This window comes from Streptomyces sp. NPDC002092, from assembly GCF_053593775.1.
In genome coordinates, this window is record NZ_JBSFDG010000002.1 from 243,790 (window position 1) to 260,695 (window position 16,906).

The following is a 16,906-nucleotide window of genomic DNA, read 5'->3' on the forward strand; positions in this document are numbered from 1 at the left end:
AGGGAGTGACCACTTGACCACGACGGACGTACTGCTGGCGGGCATCGTGCTGCTCGGGTCCTGTGTGCAGTGGCTGACCGGTATGGGGTTCGCGCTGGTCGCCGTGCCCGCGCTCGTGCTGCTGCTCGGGCCCGCCGAGGGCGTCGTGCTCGCCAACTGCGCGGCGGGCGCCATCAGCGTCGTGGGGCTGGCCGGCGGCTGGCGACGGGTGCGGCCGGGCACGATGGTGCCACTGTGCGCGGCGGCCGCGTGCACGGTGCCGGCCGGATCCTGGCTGACCCGTCAACTCCCCGAGCCCATGCTCCTGTTGGTGATGGGCGGGCTGGTGACGGCAGCCGTCCTCCTGGTGATGCGCGGCGCCCGGGTGCCCGCCCTGCGCGGCACGAAGGGAGCCGTCGCGGCGGGCGCGCTGGGGGGTTTCATGAACTCGGCCGCGGGCGTGGGCGGCCCGCCCGTCTCCTTGTACGCCGTCAACGCGGGCTGGACGGTACGGGAGTTCGTACCGAACGCGCAGTTCTACGGTGTGATGGTGAACGCGTTCTCGGTGGCGGCGAACGGGGTGCCGGAGCTGGGCGGGGGGCGGTGGAGGTGGGTCGTCGCCGCGATGGCGGCGGGGACGGTGATCGGCCGGGGGCTCGCCGAGCGGATACCGGAGGGGCGGGCCCGCCTGCTGGTGCTGTCACTAGCCTTGGCAGGCGGGGTCACCGCGGCGGGGAAGGGGGTGTGGGGGCTGTGACTCCCACACCCCCCAACCAGGGCCCTTCAGTCCACGAGTTCCTTCAGGGGCTCGGTTTCCAGGGTGATGTTCACCGGATCCGGGAGCTTGACTGTGGCACCGAAGGGCAGCTTCTCCTCATGCCGGTAGCGGCCGTCTTCCGGCTGGTTGAAGACGACGACGGAACAGTCATCCCGGTCGATGAGGAGGTAGACGGGGATACCGGCGGCCGCGTAGCTGTCGGGCTTTTCGACTCGGTCGCGTTGGTGGGTGTCGGAGTCATGCGACGTGACTTCCACAGCCATCAGCACGCCCGTCGCCTCGGACCAGTCGCCATGCCCTGTGAGGAATCCGAACGGCGCGAGAACCCCGTCCGGCCGCGCTCTTCCCTCGCGATAGCGCTCGACCCTCATGCGCCGAAAGCTCGCTGGCCAACGGGCCCTCCGTAAAGGCGAATCGCTCCTGGTCGCGGGTCTCCAGCAGCACCATGGGACCCATGAGCGCGTCGCTGAGAGCCCGTTCGAAGGGCAGCACCTGCACCACGACATTCCGCATCCCGGACACCTCCAGCAGGTGGCGCAGTTGCTCCGCGTCCACGAGCGGACTGCGCAGCACGGCCTCGTAGAGGACGAAGCTCAGCCCCACCGTCGGCTTCCGTTGGGTGAGGATGGCCTGTCGCTCCATGCGGGCCGCGATCCGCTCCTCCACCGTCTCCTCGTCCAGGGACGGGAGGCGGTTGTCGATGAGGGCACGCGATACCCCTTCGTCTGCAACAGACCGGGGACGAGGGCGACTTCGTACGACCAGAGGCTGACCGCCTCCTTCTCCCGCTCCATGAAGTCCGCGGCCCGGGTGGGGAGGTGGAACAGGCCCGTCGGACAGGCGACATCGGCCGCGGGCGGACAGGCGTCCGGCGACAGCAGCGTGGCATTCTCGACATGCATCCCCACCGCGCCGGGGCCTGTGATCGCCTGGCCGATGTCCCGTCCGGCGGCGACTGCGGAGGTGGCGGAGGCCCCGACGGAGGCGTCCACCGCGGGGCGACGGTCGAACAAGGCACTCATGTGTCACATGATGACCGCGTTGTCCGCCAACTGTCAGGAAAGTGCGGCGAATCGACCGCCTCCTCGTACCCTGGGGGTCCCGCTACCCCCGCTTGATCCCCAGCGGCCCCCCGATCTCCTCCTGCATCACCTTGCCGGCCTCGAACTCCAGGGTCTCGTCGCCCATCGGGGTCTGGTCCGTGTCCAGGCCGTCCAGTTCCTCCAGGGGCTGGTTCAGACGGACGTGGGCCACCACCGACTGCAGGGCGCGCAGGGTGGCCGAGGCCGTCGAGCCCCAGTTGGAGAAGTAGGAGAACTGCCACCACCACAGGGCCTCCGTGGTGCGGCCCGCGCGGTAGTGGGCCATGCCGTGGCGGAGGTCGGTGATGACGTCGGTCAGGTCGTCGGAGATACGGGCCGGGACCGGGGCCTTGCGCGGCTCGTAGGGGTCGAAGACTTCGGAGTAGACGTCGATCGGGTCCAGGAGGCGGGCGAAGTTCTCGCGGAGTTCGTCCACGTCGGCGTCCGGGCCGGTGTCCGGCTCGTAGCGCTCGTCGGGGACGATGTCCTCGTGGGCGCCGAGGCGGCCGCCGGCCAGCAGCAGCTGGGACACCTCCAGGAGGAGGAAGGGCACGGCGGAGTCGGGTTCGTCACCCTTCGCCACCTCCGTCACCGCCACCAGGAAGCTCTCCACCTGGTCCGCGATCTGGACCGCGAAGTCGTCCGGGTCCTGCGTCGCGTCATGCAGCGTGGCGTCAGACATCTAGGAGTCGTCTCCCCTCGAAGGCGCGGCCGAGGGTCACCTCGTCCGCGTATTCCAGGTCTCCGCCCACCGGGAGGCCGCTGGCCAGGCGGGTGACCTTGAGGCCCATGGGCTTGATCATGCGGGCGAGGTACGTCGCCGTGGCCTCGCCCTCCAGGTTCGGGTCCGTGGCAAGGATCAGTTCCGTGACCGTCCCGTCGGCCAACCGCGCGAGAAGTTCCCGTATACGCAGGTCGTCGGGGCCCACGCCCTCGATGGGGCTGATCGCCCCGCCCAGGACGTGGTAACGGCCGCGGAACTCGCGGGTCCGCTCGATCGCGACCACGTCCTTCGGTTCCTCCACCACACAGATGACGGAGGGGTCGCGGCGGCTGTCGCGGCAGATGTTGCACAGCTCTTCCTGTGCGACATTGCCGCAGGTCGCGCAGAAGCGGACCTTCGCCTTGACCTCCATCAGAGCCTGCGCGAGCCGCCGTACGTCCGTCGGTTCCGCCTGCAGGATGTGGAAGGCGATCCGCTGGGCGCTCTTGGGACCGACGCCGGGCAGCCGCCCCAGCTCGTCGATCAGGTCCTGCACCACGCCTTCGTACACGGACTGCCGTCCTTCCCGGGGTTCCTTGCAAGTACGTACGGTAGTTGGCGGACGCCTCTCTTAGAAAGGCAGGCCCGGGATACCGCTGCCGCCACCCAGGCCCTGGGCCAGCGGGCCCAGCTTCTGCTGCTGGAGGTTCTGGGCGTTCTCGTTGGCCGCCTGGACCGCCGCGACGATCAGGTCCGCGAGGGTCTCGACCGTCTCTTCCATGGATCCAGCCTCGGGGTCGACCGCCTTGGGGTCGATCTTCAGCGCGCGCAGCTCGCCGGAGCCGGTGACGGTGGCCTTCACCAGGCCGCCGCCCGCCTGCCCGTCGACCTCCGTCTGTGCCAGCTCCTCCTGCGCCCGCTGCAGGTCCTGCTGCATCTTCTGGGCCTGCTGGAGCAGCTGCTGCATATTGGGCTGGCCACCACCGGGAATCACGATCAGCTCCTGGTTTCGTACGGCTGTATGAGCGAGGTTTTCCCGCCCTGGCACGAGCCTACGTGGTCCAGCCAGGCATCGCCCCAGCACTCTTTCGAGTGAGTTGTTGCCGAGGCCTATACCTGATCAAGACCCACTTACGGGCGGAATAGAGGTGAATTCGGGGGCCGAGCCACCCATTGGGCGGTAGGAAGGTCGGGCACATCAGGATCGGGTGTCACGCAACGTGTTCGGTCGTGGTCAGCCTCGTGATCAGCTTCGTGATCAGTAGGGAGTGCCGTGTGGGTCAGCCGGAGATGCAGCCCGAGGGGCCGGCTCAGGACGGGTGGGGCGAGGGTGCGGCCGGGCTGCGGCCGGGCGATCTGATCGGGCGCTCGTTCCCGCTCGGGGACTGGGGCGAGCCGGCCGAGCGGCTGCACGAGCTGTATCTGTGGGTGGAGCGCGGGGCGCTGCAGACGGCGGCCTGGTATCTCGCGGACCGGGTGTGGAAGCGGCGGGGTGCGCGGGCGCTGCGCACGGGGGCGGCGCTGGGGGCGGTCACCGGGGCCGCGCTGCCGCTGCTGGATCTGACCGGGGTGATCGCCGGGATGGCCGCCTGGGGGTATCTGGCGCTGCTGTTCGCGGTGGCGTGCGTGGCCGTGGACCGGTTCTTCGGTGTCACCTCGGGCTGGATAAGGGACGTGGCGACCGCGCAGGCCGTGCAGCGGCGGCTGCAGGTGCTGCAGTTCGACTGGGCCTCGGAGAGTGTGCGGGAGGTGCTGGGCCCCGCGGAGGGCACGGCCAGCGAGGCCGTCGAGCGGTGCCTTGCGGTGCTGCGGCGCTTCACGGAGGACGTGACGGAGCTGGTGCGCGCGGAGACGGCCGACTGGATGGTGGAGTTCCGGACCGGCGGCTCGGCGCCGATGGGGATCCAGTCCGCGCCGGCCGGGGCGGCGCGCCAGGAGACGGGCAGTGCGCCGGGGCGCTTCCCGCTGCCACCGGGAGCGGGCTCCCGCCCGAACATGCCGCGCCAGCGGCCGCCCGAGCCGAGGTGATCTTGTACCGGGCCGTCGGCAAGGGCGCCCGCCGGCCCCTCACCCACCTCACTGCCTGGTGTACTTCAGCTTCTCCCCGTTGCTGGTGTTCTCGCGCTGCAGGCTGCCGTCCGGCAGCAGGCTGAGCTCGGTGGCGTCGCCCGGCTTGCAGTAGCCGGGGTCGCCGGACGTCACGGTGGACGGGCCGATCTCCAGGGTGCCGTCGCTGCCGGGTGCCGCGGTCAGATCGGCCTGGAACACGCAGTGGTAGGTACCGCTGCTGGTGGGGCCGTCGGCGACCAGGGAGAGGACCGTGTCGCCCACCTTGCCCTGCTGGATGGTGAGTTCGCGGGTGTTCTGGCCGTCGGCGTTGGTGATGGTGGCCGTCCAGGTGCCGAGGTAACCGGCCGGGATCGCGCCGTCCGAGGGCGCGGAGGTGCTGGGCTGCGCGGTCGTCGGCGTCGTCCCGCTCGGCTCGGGATTCGAGGGTGCGCTGCTGGTGGGGGCCGGGCTCGGCTTGGTGTCGCCCTTGTCGCCGCCGTTCATCAGGGCGTAGACCGAGCCGCCGGCGCCGAGCGCGACGACCAGGGCGACCGCGATCAGCGCCACGGTGGAACGGCCGCTCCGGCGGGGCGGCTCCTGTGGGGCGTGCGGGACCGGGCCGGCGTAGGACGGGCCGTAGGGCGGGGTGGAGCCGAGACCGCCGGGCTGTTGGGGGTAGCCATAGGCGCCCGGCTGCTGCGGCGGGTAGCCGTAGGCGGGCTGCTGGGGATGCTGCTGCGGATAGCCGTAGGCCGGGGGTGTCTGCGCGTGGGCGGGCGGGGGTGTCGGTGGCACCTGGCCCGCGACCATCGTGGGGAGGTGGTTCAGCGGGGCGGCGCCGCCCGGCTGCCCGGGCGGGGGCGGCCCGGCGGGGGTGCCCGATTCCGGTGCGGAGTCGGCGGCGGGTGCGTGCTCCGGCGGGGCCTCGGGCGCCGCCTTCTGCAGCGAGGGCCCACCGGGCGCCGCGCCCTCCGTCCCCTCCTCAGGGTCCTCCGTGTCCAGCAACTGCACGGCGTGGCGGCCGAGTTGGGCGACGAGCGCGCTCGGCAGCCAGGGGTCGCGGGAGCGGCCGCCGAGCACGGTGTCCTCGGCGCCCGTGCGCTCCAGCACCTGGTCCAGCGTCGGCCGCGCGCCCGGCTCCTTCTTCAGGCAGTCCCGTACGAGGTCGGCGATGCCCTCGGGCACCCCCTCCAGGTCCGGTTCCTCCTGGGCGATGCGGAACATCAGGGCGTGCACCCCGCTGTTGGCACTGCCGAAGGGGAGGTGTCCGGTGGCGGCGTAGGCGAGCACGGAGCCCAGGCAGAAGACGTCGCAGGCGGGCGTGATCCGGTCGCCGCGCACCTGCTCGGGGGCCATGAAGCCGGGCGATCCGACGAGCGCGCCGGTCCGCGTCAGACCGCCGTCCGTGACCGTCTCCAGCGCCCGCGCGATCCCGAAGTCGATGACCCGCGGCCCGTCGATGGTGACGAGCACATTGGACGGCTTCAGATCCCGGTGGATGATCCCGGCGGCGTGGATGTCCTGCAGCGCGTGCGCGAGCCCGGCCGCGAGGATGTTCACCGAGCGCTCGGGCAGCGCCCCGTGGTCGTGCCCCACGACCTGCTGCAGGCTGGGCCCGGCGACGTACCCGGTGGCCACCCATGGCACCGCGGCCTCCGTGTCGGCGTCCAGGACGGGCGCCGTCCAGTGCCCGCCGACCTGCCGAGCGGACTGCACCTCCTGCCGGAATCGGGCCCGGAACTCCTCCTGCGCGGCCAGTTCCTCCCGCACCAGTTTCACGGCGACGGTACGGCCCCGGTCCGAGCGGGCGAGATACACATGCCCCATGCCCCCGGCACCGAGCCGGGCCAGCAGCCGGTACGCCCCGATCCGCTGCGGGTCCCCCGCTGCGAGCTTCTCCATGGCCGCGCCGCCTTCCCCCCGTATGTGCAACAGACCGAGAATAGTGCGGTCGCGGGGGTAGTCGCCCGGAGCGGTGTCTACGGTTCCGTAACACCGCGGGCGGCACTTCGCCAAGGCGTCCGGCCCGACAACCTGTCGCGGAAACCCCCACATGCCAGACAGGAAGCCGATACCGAGCGGGCACCGCGGGCTCCTACGCTCGCCGCCATGACCCCTCAGCCAGACCCCCGGGCCGGCGCCGCCGTGAAGGCCGCGGACCGTGCTCATGTGTTCCACTCCTGGTCCGCGCAGGAGCTCATCGACCCGCTCGCCGTCGCCGGTGCGCAGGGGTCGTACTTCTGGGACTACGACGGCAAGCGGTACCTGGACTTCACCAGCGGGCTCGTCTACACCAACATCGGCTACCAGCACCCGAAGGTCGTCGCCGCGATACAGGAGCAGGCCGCACACCTGACGACGTTCGCGCCCGCCTTCGCGATCGAGGCCCGCTCGGAGGCGGCCCGGCTGATCGCCGAGCGGACACCGGGCGACCTCGACAAGATCTTCTTCACCAACGGCGGCGCGGACGCCGTCGAGCACGCCGTACGCATGGCACGGCTGCACACCGGGCGGCCGAAGGTCCTGTCCGCCTACCGCTCCTACCACGGCGGCACCCAGCAGGCGATCAACCTCACCGGGGACCCGCGCCGCTGGGCCTCCGACGGCGCTGCCGCCGGAGTCGTGCACTTCTGGGCGCCGTACCTGTACCGCTCCCGCTTCTACGCCGAGACCGAGGAGCAGGAGTGCGCGCGGGCGCTGGAGCACCTCGAGACCACGATCGCCTTCGAGGGGCCGGCCACCGTCGCCGCGATCATCCTGGAGACGATTCCGGGCACCGCCGGGATCATGGTGCCGCCGCCCGGCTACCTCGCCGGTGTGCGGGAGATCTGCGACAAGTACGGCATCGTCTTCGTCCTGGACGAGGTCATGGCCGGGTTCGGGCGGACCGGTGAGTGGTTCGCGGCCGACCTGTTCGGTGTGGTGCCCGACCTCATGACCTTCGCCAAGGGTGTGAACAGCGGTTATGTGCCGCTCGGCGGTGTCGCCGTCTCCGGCGCGATCGCGAAGACCTTCGCCAAGCGGGCCTACCCGGGCGGTCTGACGTACTCCGGGCACCCGCTGGCCTGCGCCGCCGCCGTCGCGACGATCAACGTCATGGCGGAGGAGGGCGTCGTCGAGAACGCCAGGCAGCTGGGCGAGACCGTCCTCGGTCCTGCGCTGCGGGAGCTCGCCGAGCGGCACCCGAGCGTCGGCGAGGTGCGCGGTGTCGGCATGTTCTGGGCGCTGGACCTGGTGAGGAACCGGGAGACGCGGGAGCCGCTGGTGCCGTACAACGCGGCCGGTGAGGCGAACGCGGCGATGGCCGCCTTCGGTGCCGCCGCGAAGAAGCACGGCATCTGGCCCTTCATCAACATGAACCGCACCCATGTCGTGCCGCCGTGCAACGTGAGCGAGGCCGAGCTGAAGGAAGGCCTCGCGGCGCTGGACTCGGCGCTGTCCGTGGCCGACGAGTACACAAAGTAGCTACCTGGCGGCCGCTCCGGTGCCGCACCGGACGACCACAGCTACGCGGGTAATCAGCGGGAGGCCGAACGCGTAAGGTGGCGTGCTCGTACACAGGTACGTGCACGCCACCCGAACGCGACGAGGAGACGCCCGACACATGCCCGGCAGCAGCGGCTCCGTGACCCGCAGCACCCTGCGGCAGCAGATCGCCGACGCGCTACGCGACGAGGTCCTCGCGGGGCGGCTCCAGCCGGGTCAGGAGTTCACGGTGAAGGAGATCGCCGAGCAGTACGGGGTCTCCGCGACGCCCGTGCGCGAGGCGCTCGTCGACCTGTCCGCGCAGGGCCTCCTCGACGCCGACCAGCACCGCGGCTTCCACGTCCACGAGTACTCGGTCGCCGACTACCGCGGCATCATCGAGGCCCGCAGCCTGGTCACCGACGGCATGTTCATCGCCCTGGACCGGGACCAGGACCGTTTCCCGCCGCACGACGAACTCCGTGCCGTCGCCGCCCTCGCCGGGGTCCGGCGCCGCGGCGAGGAGGCGCAGCGGGCCTCGCTGGCCGGCGACCTCACCGTGCTCATCGGCTACGACCTGCGCTTCTGGCACGAGCTCGGCACCCTCTTCGGCAACCCCTATCTGGCCGACTTCCTGCACCGGCTGCGCGTCCAGTCCTGGGTGTGCGCGGTACAGCATCTGCGCCGGCTGTCCGATCTGCGCGGCGCCCTGTGGTCCGGCCACACCGACCTGGTCGACGCCCTGGCCAAGCGGGACACCAGGACGGCACGGGCGATCGTCGCCTCGTACAACGGGCACTCGCTGGCCCTCATCGAGCGGCTGGCGGACGAGTGAGCAAACCGGCCAGGGGCACTCCGGCCTGGGCGGTGGACCTCACCGTCGTCATACCCGCCTTCAACGAGGAGCAGCGCCTCGGCCCCACCCTCGACGCCGTCACCCGCTATCTGCGCGACAACGAGGGCCGCTGGGGCGAGTGGGAGGTCGTCGTCGCCGACGACGGGTCCACGGACGGCACCCGGGACGTCGTCGAGGGCCTGGAGGAGCCCCGCGTCCGGCTCGTCACCAGCCCCCGCCACCGCGGCAAGGGCAACGCCCTGCGCCTGGGCGTCGCCGCCTCCCGCGGGCGGCGCGTGCTGGTCACGGACGCGGATCTCGCGGCCCCGATCGAGGAGCTGGAGCAGCTCGACAAGGCGATCGGCGAGGGTAACGCGGCGGCGATCGGGTCCCGTTCCGTGCCCGGCGCGACGATCGGGGACCGTCAGCACCCGGTGCGGGAAATGCTGGGACGTGCCGGGAACTTACTCATACGCCGCACCACCGTGCCGGGCATACGGGACACCCAGTGCGGCTTCAAGCTCTTCGAGGGCGACAAGGCCCGCGAGGCATTCGCCGCCTCCCGGATCAACGGCTGGGGCATCGACGTCGAGGTCCTGCGGCACTTCCAGCGCGCCGACTGGCAGGTCGCCGAGGTCCCCGTCCACTGGTCCCACCGGCCCGGCTCGAAACTGCGCCACCTCGACTACGTCCGCGTCCTCGCCGAGCTGGCCCGACTGCGCGCCCGCTCGCTTCGCCCCGCCGACCTCTTCGCCACGCTCCTCTTCCTGCTCATGGCGATGGCCCTGTACTCGGGCCGCCTGTTCGACCCGGACCACCGCTACCTCCCCGACTCCCTCCAGGACCAGAACCAGTGGGAGTGGTTCTTCGACGTCACCGCCCACAACCTGGCCCACCTGCACAATCCCCTCTTCTCCGACCTGCAGGGCTTCCCCGACGGCGTGAACCTCATGGCCAACACGGTCATGCTCGGTCTCACGGTCCCCTTCGCCCCGCTCACGCTCCTCGCGGGCCCCGCGGTCTCCCTCAGCGTCGTGATGACACTGGGCCTCGCCGCCACCGCGGCCGCCTGGTACCGGCTGATCGTGAAACGGGTCGTACGGCGGCGGACAGCGGCCTTCGTGGGCGCCTCGCTGGCCGCCTTCGCACCGCCCATGGTCAGCCACGCCAACGCGCACCCCAACTTCGTGGTGCTGTTCATGATCCCGCTGATCATCGATCGAGCCTTGCGGTTGTGCTCCGCGGGTTGTGCCGGGACGGGTCGTAGGCCGTCTGCAGCGCCGTCGGGGCTGGTCGCGCAGTTCCCCGCGCCCCTATGGGGCGCTGCCGAACCGCAGCGGACAGGTCCCCGGGTCGTGCGGGACGGGGTCGTGCTCGGGGTTATGGCCGCGTACCAGGTTTTTCTCGGCGAAGAGCCACTGCTGCTCGCGGCGATCGGGCTCGTGCTGTTCGCGGGCGCCTACGCTGTCGCCCGCCCCGATGTCGCAAAGCAAGCCTGGCGGCCGTTGCTGCGCGGGCTGGCGATCGCGGCCGCGGTCTGTCTTCCCCTCGTCGCGTACCCCCTGGTCTGGCAGTTCGCCGGCCCGCAGAGCTACGCGCACATGCCGCACAGCAGCAACTCGGGCAACAGCCCCCTCGCCCTGCTCTCCTTCGCCGAACGCTCCCTGGTCGCGGGCGACGCCCAGCGCGCCAACGCCCTCTCGCCCAACCCCACCGAGCAGAACGCCTTCTACGGCTGGCCGCTGGTCCTGCTCGCCTTCGCGATCGTCGTACGGCTGTGGGAGCAGGCCCTGGTCAAGGCGCTGGCGGTCACCGCGGTCGGCGCGGCGCTGCTCTCGCTCGGCCCCGAGTTCCGCATCCCGATGACGGACAAGGTCTACCCGGGCCCCTGGGCGCTCCTTGCCAGGCTGCCGCTGTTCGAGTCGGTCATCGAGGGCCGGGTCGCGATGATCTGCGCCCCCGCCCTCGGCATGCTGCTCGCCCTCGCCCTGGACCGGCTGACGGCGACCCGCGCCCCGGGCACCCAGTACCTCGGCCTGCTCGGCATCTGCCTGGCGTTGCTCCCGCTGGTCCCGGCCCCGCTGAAGACGGTCGAACGCCCCGCGACGCCCGCTTTCTTCACCACCGGGGCGTGGCAGCCGTACGTCCGCAAGGGCGAGTCCCTCGTCACGGTGCCGCTGCCCGACGCCGGCGACGCCGAGGCGCTGCACTGGCAGCAGCAGGCCGGCCTCGGCTTCAAGCTCCCCGGCGGCTACTTCAACGGCCCCTACGGCACCGACCGCATCGGCATCTACGGCGCCTCCCCCCGCTACACCTCCGACCTGCTGCGTGACATCGGCGACACGGGCGTGGTCCCCAAGCTCGACGCGACCTGGCGGGCGCAGGCCCGGCGCGACTTCGCGTACTGGAGGGCAGGGGCCCTGGTGGTGGCCCCCGGACCGCACGACGAGGCCCTGCGCAGGGCCGTCACGGAACTTGTGGGCCGGGACGGGAAGTGGGTGGCCGGGGTGTGGGTATGGGACCTGCACGATGGGAGCTGACCCGAGGCGACACCGATTACCCTGCCTTGACCGACTTGCCGTGTGAGGAGCCTTCTTTGGCCTGTGACCTGTGGCTGGTACCGCTTGTCGACGTGTTGTGCCACACCCCCGACAATCCGTTCGCCGAGGAACTCGCGCAGTACAACAACGTGCTCGCCGCCGCCGGACTGCCGCCGGTGCCGGTGTACCAGTACATGCCGGGCCTGTCCGGCGAGGTCGCCCCGGTGGCCGGCTTCGACTACGACGCGCTGCACTTCCTGCGCCGGGTCTACCTGCTCCAGGTGTGCGGGCTGCCGGTGACCCCGGTCGACGAACTGGGCGGCGACTACGAGCAGTTGCTGGAGATGTTCGAGGCGACGGCCCAGCAGTCGCACCTCGTCTGGCACTACGACCACGCGGGCGCCTACGTCCCCGTGGACTTCCCCCAGCCCCTGTCGAACGACGAACTCCTCGCCGGCGGGGGCCCGCTGGGCTCCGCCCAGGCCCTGCTGCGCGAACTGGAATACGTGGCCCCGTCGATCGGCATAGATCCGGCCAACCCTCCGGCGCCGCCCGAGCCACCACGCGCCCCCACGGAGCTGGAGGAGCCCGCCGTCCCCGCGCCGTACGACCCCAGCCCCTTCGCCCGCGAACGCCATGTGTGGCTGGGCCTGCACGCGGCGGCGACGCGGAGTCTGGCGCAGGGCTCGATGATCGTCTTCAGCTGACACGGCAGAGGCCGGTCAGACGGTGGGCAGCTCGACCAGCAGTGCGCCCGTATCCAGCGCGATGTACACGCCGACGGTGATCGTCGTCATCGCCATGAGCGTGGCGCGCGGCGACTGGCGGACCAGCTGGTAGGCGATGAGGCCGGGCACGAGGTAGCCGAGCGGCTGGTGGCTGAACAGGTACGGGAACTGATGCCGGAGCGCGAGATACAGCGCCCCCTGGATCAGCACACCGCACATCACCACCGCGGCGAACAGCCGCTTGCCGTAAAGGATCACGTGCCGCTGCAGTACCCGGGTGCAGCCGTACGTCACCGCGCCCGCCCCGAGCACCATCGCGAACAGCCGCCAGTCCACGAGCAGGGTCAGCGCCAGCCAGCCGGGGGTGATCAGGCCGCCGGGCGAGAGCTTCGTGGTGAGGTAGCAGATCAGCGAGGAGAGCAGGCCGAGTGCGATGCCGATCGCGGCCATGACGGGGCTGAGGCCGGCAGGGATCACAGGTCGATATCGCTCTGTGAATTGACGATCGCACCTGAAACCGCCTGGTCGGCGGATTTCCCGACCATGGACATGAAATCACTCCTGAACGGGGGACCAGAAGGGCAGGTGAATTTCCCCGCACCGAAAGGCCCGGGTAAGCGCCCTGCAAGACGAAGGAAAGAGCGGAAAGGTTCATCAACGCGAGCAGATCAATGCCCGATTGCCACTGTGATCGACCCCACGCCATTCACAGGCAACCAGAGTCTAGGCTCGGCGCATCATGCAATTCGCGAGCGAATTCCAGCCGCGCCGCCGCGCCCTCCTGATCGCCCTCGCCGCGGTCGGCACGGCGGCCGCCGTGCCGACCGCGTACGCCCTTCTCGCCCCGGACTCCCCCACCCCCGGCCCTGGGCTCCGCCTCACCGACGAACTCCGTGAGTACGTCGATCACTTCCCCCACAAAGGCGGCTACCGCACCCCCACCCGCAGCGAACGCACGGCGGTGGCCGAGGCGGTGGCCGGAAGCCTGCGCGCCGGTCGCTCCATCGCCGCCCCCCAGCACCTGCTACGCCAGATCGACTACCGCCTGACGAGGCATCAACTGGCGGACTCCGGCCGCGAGGTGGCCGAGATCGCCGAACCGACCGACCACGGGGTGGGGACGGGCCGTGGCTGGGGCAGGGTCTACGTGGACCTCAGCACGCCGGTCCGCTGGTGCGTCCAGATCCCGCACCCCCGCTCGGACCTGCACACCGAACTGATCGGCGCCGACCTGTTCGCCCGCGTGCCCGGCGGCGTGCTCGTCCTCGCCGGGGCGCCCCGCGACGCCGCCGCGGGCCGCACGGCCGACATGGCCCACAGCAGCCGTACGGTCTTCAACGCGGTGTGCGACGCCCTCGTCACCCGGCGCGTCCCGGCCCTCCAGGTGCACGGATTCGCCGATGCCAGTTCCCCGGGCCACGACGTGGTGCTCTCGACGGGCCCCGCCGGACCCACCGCGACGGCGCGAGCGGCAGCCGACCGGATCGAGGCGCGGGGCTTCGCGGTCTGCCGGGCCTGGGCCGACGACTGCGCCGGGCTGGAGGGCCGGACGAACGTCCAGGCCGGCACGGCGGCCGACCTGGGCGTGGACTTCCTGCATGTGGAGAACAGCCACCGCCTCCGCTCCGACCCGGCGGCCCGCTCCCGCCTGGTCACGGCGCTCGCCGAGGTCGCGCGGGGCTGGTCGGCCTGATCACACGCGATCAGTGCACCTGGGAGATGCCCTTCTCGACGTCCTCAAGGGTCATCAACGGGGTGTAGTCGATCCTGGCCCCCAGGTTGAGGAAGAACGGCTCGCTGATGACGGGCATCTGGGAGACGTCCTGGAGATCGAAGACCAGGAACGCGGTGCGTTCGCCCTCGTCGGCGGTGAAGTAGGCCGCTTCGGGCTTGATCTGCTCCACCGACGACTGCATCATTTTCGCGAGTGTCCCGTTTCGGATGGCCTCGTTCGACTTTTCCGTGTCGAAGTGCGCCCTGAGCAGTACACGCATGACTCTCACCTTCTTCTGGTCGGCGCAGACACGTGTACACCTCTACCGTATGCCCGACTTGCACACCATGCCCTGTTATGCCCCATGAGCGCTCTTCCCTACTCCCCAGGGAGCAGAACGGCTGCATCCGCGCGTGCGACGCGGCGGACGGCCCGTGCGCGCAGGCTGGGTGCACGGCGAGAGGAGACGGCGATGATCCTGGTGACCGGGGCGACGGGGCACGTCGGCGGCGAGCTGCTACGACGGCTGACGGCCGCCGGCCATCCGGTACGGGCGATGACCCGCCGCCCTGCCGAGGCACGGCTCCCGGCCGACGCCGAGGCGGTGTACGGCGACGCGGACGACCCGGCAAGCCTGGACGCGGCGTTCGCGGGGGCGAGCGGGGCCTTCCTGATGTCGGCGCAGGGCATCGGCACGGCCCCCGGCCCCACCCATGACCTCGCCCTCGCCGAGGCAGCGGCAAGGGCGGGCGTACGACGCCTGGTGAAGCTGTCCGTCCTCGACGCGGGCGCGGACGCGGGCCCGGACGCGGACTCGGACGTGATCGCCCGCTGGCACGCCGAGGCGGAGGCCGCCGTGACGGACCCGTCCCGCGACTGGGCGTGGACCCTGCTGCGTCCCGGCCGCTTCATGTCCAACGCCCTGCAGTGGGCGGGGCAGTTGCGCGCGGGCGACGAGGTGGCCGTTCCCTTCGCGGACCGCCCGGCGGCGAGCATCGACCCGGCGGACCTGGCGGAGGTGGCTGCACTGGCTCTCACCGCGGCCTCTTCCGACGAACACGCGGGCGCAACCTACGAGTTGAGCGGCCCGCAGTCCCTGACTCCCACTGAGGAACTGGCGATCCTCGCCCGCACCCTCGACCGCGACCTGCGCATTCGCCCTCTCCCGGACGATGCGGCCCGCGCCGGCATGTCCCGATACGGGTTCCCGCCCGAGGTCGTGGACGCGATCATGCGGCGCACCCGGGAGAGCGATCGCGGGGCGGAGGTACTGCCGACGGTGGAGAAGGTACTGGGCCGACGGGCACGGACTTTCGCGGAGTGGGCGGGGGCGCATGTGGGGGCGTTCTCGGGGTGACGTGCTCGAGGGGCGCCCGGCGAACGGGCGCCCCCTCATCCCTGGCTCAGCGCTGGTGCGGCAGCCTGATGGTGCGTACGAGAGGCATGTCCGCATACAGGCCGGGGTCGACGGTCACGACGTGTCGCCCGTCCGGCCAGTCAGCGGTCGGCCTGGACAGGTGCACCGCGTGGCCGAGCCGCCACTCCACCCCGTCACGCAGCAGCGCACCCACTGTGGACGCGCCCGCGAAGTCCAACTCGACGATGTCGACGGCAGGCAGGGCGCCGACATGCTCGGCAAGCCCCTTGCGCATCCCGTCGGCAGCGGCCAGACAGAGGGCGGGAACATAGACGTGCCGCGTTGGACCGTGCTCGGTGTTCGCTACGAACTGCGAGGCGAGCGAGTTCCCCGAGCCCAGCGCCAGCAGCGCCGACTCGTCGAAGACGACACCGGTCGAGCCGGCCGTCCCGGCGGTCACAAGCTGTCCACGGGCCGCCCGGCCTCAAGGTCCTGCCAGACCTTCTCCGCCCTGTCGTGATCCTCGTCCGTGAGCGTCACACCGAAGTGGGTCTCGCAGTACGCCTTGGTCTCCTGGTACCGCTTGCGCAGCTCCTCCTGTGTAGGCGTGGCCCCCGCCAGCTCGGCGATCAGGTCGCGCATGGTCATCCCCCGCTCGCGGGCGAGCACCATGAGGCGGTCACGGACAGCGGGGTCGACCTTGACGGTGGTGTCAGCCATGACGGCAGTATACCGCCGGTATACCGTCTCGGTCCGCTCAAGCAAGGCGGTCATCGCATTCCTTCCAGTTGGGGGACCCGGCCGCGCGGATGCGGGCCGGGAGTCTTCAGGCGCTTACGCGAGTGTCAGCCGCCCGCCGAGCAGGGCCCGGACCCACACTCCGCCCCGCCGCACGGCGTCCCAGCAGGCGAGAACACGCGGCCGTCGGACCTCGACCTCAACCGCGGTGACAAGCAACGCCGTTGATCGCCTCGGGCGCGCACTCCGCAGACGTTCCTCGAGCTGCGCAGGCGCCGAGTGCACCGGCCCCGACCAGCCGTACGCCAGCGCCGCCCGCACCTCGGCGCTGCTCGCGCCCCGCCGCCACCACTGCTCGACGAGCGGCGCGAGCCGCAGCGCCTCGTCGGCGTCGAGCGTGAGCCGGGGGTCGATCCGCCCGAGCGAGATGAGCAGGTGCGCGGCTTGCACGGTGCGCCTGCCGGGGGCGCCCCGATCCCGGACTTTTTGAGTTTCACCCGTTGGTGGCTCGGCTTCGTACGGAGTGTCGAACACCTCATAAAGGACGGGGAGTCGACCCGCCGCTGCACGATTCGCGCTCTCGCACGCCACCCGCCGCAGATACCGCCGTTCCTCCAGCTCACGCAGGGCGACGGCGACCCCTTCCCGCCCCTCCGGGCGCTGCGCGGCCAGCGTGCGAAGGCTGACGCGGGCGTCGTTCGGGAGGGCCGACAGGTACGTCAGTACGCTCACCGCGCACCAGGAGATGCTGCGGTCGCGGAGAACGGCGGCAGAGAAGCCTGCGAAGGCGCGCACGGGCGCCGTACGATGAAAGAGCATCTGGAGGTACGTCTCCGGGTGTCGAGCCCCCGGGTGTTGGCGCACCGCGGGGGCGTTCTGTTGGGCGTGACTCTACGGGTACGCAGAGCGACGAACGCAAGTCGAATGCACCTTTTCCC

Annotated in this window: 19 protein-coding genes and 1 pseudogene; 8 read left to right on the forward strand and 12 right to left on the reverse strand. The window is 71.1% G+C overall.

Annotated features, from left to right (window positions below; translation table 11 throughout):
- Positions 1–13: 13 nt before the first annotated feature.
- Positions 14–736: a TSUP family transporter gene (locus ACWCRD_RS04985; RefSeq protein ID WP_450964559.1), complete on the forward strand. Its 723-nt coding sequence runs from the start codon at positions 14–16 to the stop codon at positions 734–736.
- 26 nt (positions 737–762) lie between these two features.
- Here the strand turns inward: ACWCRD_RS04985 and ACWCRD_RS04990 are convergent, their stop codons facing one another.
- The 6 genes and pseudogenes from ACWCRD_RS04990 to ACWCRD_RS05015 form a co-directional block, all read right to left on the reverse strand.
- The gene (locus ACWCRD_RS04990; RefSeq protein ID WP_450964560.1) at positions 763–1,128 is read right to left on the reverse strand and encodes a Uma2 family endonuclease; all 366 of its coding nucleotides are present in this window, start codon (positions 1,126–1,128) and stop codon (positions 763–765) included.
- A 61-nt stretch (positions 1,129–1,189) separates the two neighbouring features.
- A pseudogene (locus ACWCRD_RS04995) lies at positions 1,190–1,423 on the reverse strand (Scr1 family TA system antitoxin-like transcriptional regulator); the annotation flags it as partial.
- Positions 1,351–1,779: a Scr1 family TA system antitoxin-like transcriptional regulator gene (locus tag ACWCRD_RS05000; protein ID WP_450964561.1), complete on the reverse strand. Its 429-nt coding sequence runs from the start codon at positions 1,777–1,779 to the stop codon at positions 1,351–1,353. The gene ACWCRD_RS05000 and the pseudogene ACWCRD_RS04995, both read right to left, overlap by 73 nt.
- 82 nt (positions 1,780–1,861) lie before the next feature.
- Positions 1,862–2,521, reverse strand: a complete 660-nt coding sequence (locus ACWCRD_RS05005; RefSeq protein ID WP_450758465.1) for a DUF5063 domain-containing protein — start codon at positions 2,519–2,521, stop codon at positions 1,862–1,864.
- Positions 2,514–3,113, reverse strand: a complete 600-nt coding sequence (gene recR / locus ACWCRD_RS05010) for a recombination mediator RecR (protein WP_099930378.1) — start codon at positions 3,111–3,113, stop codon at positions 2,514–2,516. Before recR ends, ACWCRD_RS05005 begins: the two co-directional genes overlap by 8 nt.
- A 60-nt stretch (positions 3,114–3,173) precedes the next feature.
- On the reverse strand, positions 3,174–3,536 hold the full coding sequence (locus ACWCRD_RS05015; RefSeq protein WP_450964562.1) for a YbaB/EbfC family nucleoid-associated protein: 363 nt from the start codon (positions 3,534–3,536) through the stop codon (positions 3,174–3,176).
- A gap of 281 nt (positions 3,537–3,817) precedes the next feature.
- Between ACWCRD_RS05015 and ACWCRD_RS05020 the strand changes: the two genes are divergently transcribed.
- The gene (locus ACWCRD_RS05020) at positions 3,818–4,570 is read left to right on the forward strand and encodes an SLATT domain-containing protein (protein WP_450964563.1); all 753 of its coding nucleotides are present in this window, start codon (positions 3,818–3,820) and stop codon (positions 4,568–4,570) included.
- A 48-nt stretch (positions 4,571–4,618) separates the two neighbouring features.
- Here ACWCRD_RS05020 and ACWCRD_RS05025 read toward each other — a convergent pair whose 3' ends face one another.
- Positions 4,619–6,493, reverse strand: coding sequence for a protein kinase domain-containing protein (locus ACWCRD_RS05025; RefSeq protein ID WP_450964564.1), 1,875 nt, complete (start codon positions 6,491–6,493; stop codon positions 4,619–4,621).
- Positions 6,494–6,700: 207 nt separating this feature from the next.
- On the opposite strand from ACWCRD_RS05025, the gene ACWCRD_RS05030 reads away from it, so the two are divergent.
- From ACWCRD_RS05030 to ACWCRD_RS05045, 4 genes are all read left to right on the forward strand, one after another.
- Positions 6,701–8,056 carry an aminotransferase class III-fold pyridoxal phosphate-dependent enzyme gene (locus ACWCRD_RS05030; RefSeq protein WP_450964565.1) on the forward strand — a complete coding sequence of 452 codons (1,356 nt, stop codon included), beginning with the start codon at positions 6,701–6,703 and terminating at the stop codon, positions 8,054–8,056.
- A 139-nt stretch (positions 8,057–8,195) separates the two neighbouring features.
- Positions 8,196–8,891, forward strand: a complete 696-nt coding sequence (locus ACWCRD_RS05035; RefSeq protein WP_450964566.1) for a GntR family transcriptional regulator — start codon at positions 8,196–8,198, stop codon at positions 8,889–8,891.
- The gene (locus ACWCRD_RS05040) at positions 8,888–11,431 is read left to right on the forward strand and encodes a glycosyltransferase (protein ID WP_450964567.1); all 2,544 of its coding nucleotides are present in this window, start codon (positions 8,888–8,890) and stop codon (positions 11,429–11,431) included. Before ACWCRD_RS05035 ends, ACWCRD_RS05040 begins: the two co-directional genes overlap by 4 nt.
- Before the next feature lie 56 nt (positions 11,432–11,487).
- Complete coding sequence (locus tag ACWCRD_RS05045) at positions 11,488–12,138, forward strand: hypothetical protein (protein WP_115906817.1); 651 nt, start codon at positions 11,488–11,490, stop codon at positions 12,136–12,138.
- Positions 12,139–12,153: 15 nt separating this feature from the next.
- Here ACWCRD_RS05045 and ACWCRD_RS05050 read toward each other — a convergent pair whose 3' ends face one another.
- Positions 12,154–12,636 carry a poly-gamma-glutamate biosynthesis protein PgsC/CapC gene (locus tag ACWCRD_RS05050; protein ID WP_450964568.1) on the reverse strand — a complete coding sequence of 161 codons (483 nt, stop codon included), beginning with the start codon at positions 12,634–12,636 and terminating at the stop codon, positions 12,154–12,156.
- A 262-nt stretch (positions 12,637–12,898) separates the two neighbouring features.
- Here ACWCRD_RS05050 and ACWCRD_RS05055 point away from each other — a divergent pair, with 262 nt between their 5' ends.
- Positions 12,899–13,852 (forward strand): hypothetical protein, encoded by a 954-nt coding sequence (locus ACWCRD_RS05055; RefSeq protein ID WP_450964569.1) that lies wholly within the window; start codon positions 12,899–12,901, stop codon positions 13,850–13,852.
- Between the two features lie 10 nt (positions 13,853–13,862).
- Here ACWCRD_RS05055 and ACWCRD_RS05060 read toward each other — a convergent pair whose 3' ends face one another.
- A complete protein-coding gene (locus ACWCRD_RS05060; RefSeq protein WP_450964570.1) occupies positions 13,863–14,153 on the reverse strand; it encodes a hypothetical protein in 291 nt (96 codons plus the stop codon).
- 192 nt (positions 14,154–14,345) lie between these two features.
- On the opposite strand from ACWCRD_RS05060, the gene ACWCRD_RS05065 reads away from it, so the two are divergent.
- A complete protein-coding gene (locus tag ACWCRD_RS05065) occupies positions 14,346–15,230 on the forward strand; it encodes an NAD(P)H-binding protein (protein WP_450964571.1) in 885 nt (294 codons plus the stop codon).
- A gap of 46 nt (positions 15,231–15,276) precedes the next feature.
- On the opposite strand, the gene ACWCRD_RS05070 is transcribed toward ACWCRD_RS05065, so the two are convergent.
- The 3 genes from ACWCRD_RS05070 to ACWCRD_RS05080 form a co-directional block, all read right to left on the reverse strand.
- Entirely contained in the window at positions 15,277–15,690 is a 414-nt protein-coding gene (locus tag ACWCRD_RS05070) for a hypothetical protein (RefSeq protein WP_450964572.1), read from the reverse strand.
- On the reverse strand, positions 15,687–15,950 hold the full coding sequence (locus ACWCRD_RS05075) for a hypothetical protein (protein WP_450964573.1): 264 nt from the start codon (positions 15,948–15,950) through the stop codon (positions 15,687–15,689). The genes ACWCRD_RS05070 and ACWCRD_RS05075 overlap by 4 nt, the downstream gene beginning before the upstream one ends.
- Before the next feature lie 114 nt (positions 15,951–16,064).
- Entirely contained in the window at positions 16,065–16,763 is a 699-nt protein-coding gene (locus ACWCRD_RS05080) for a hypothetical protein (RefSeq protein WP_450964574.1), read from the reverse strand.
- Between the last annotated feature and the right edge of the window lie 143 nt (positions 16,764–16,906).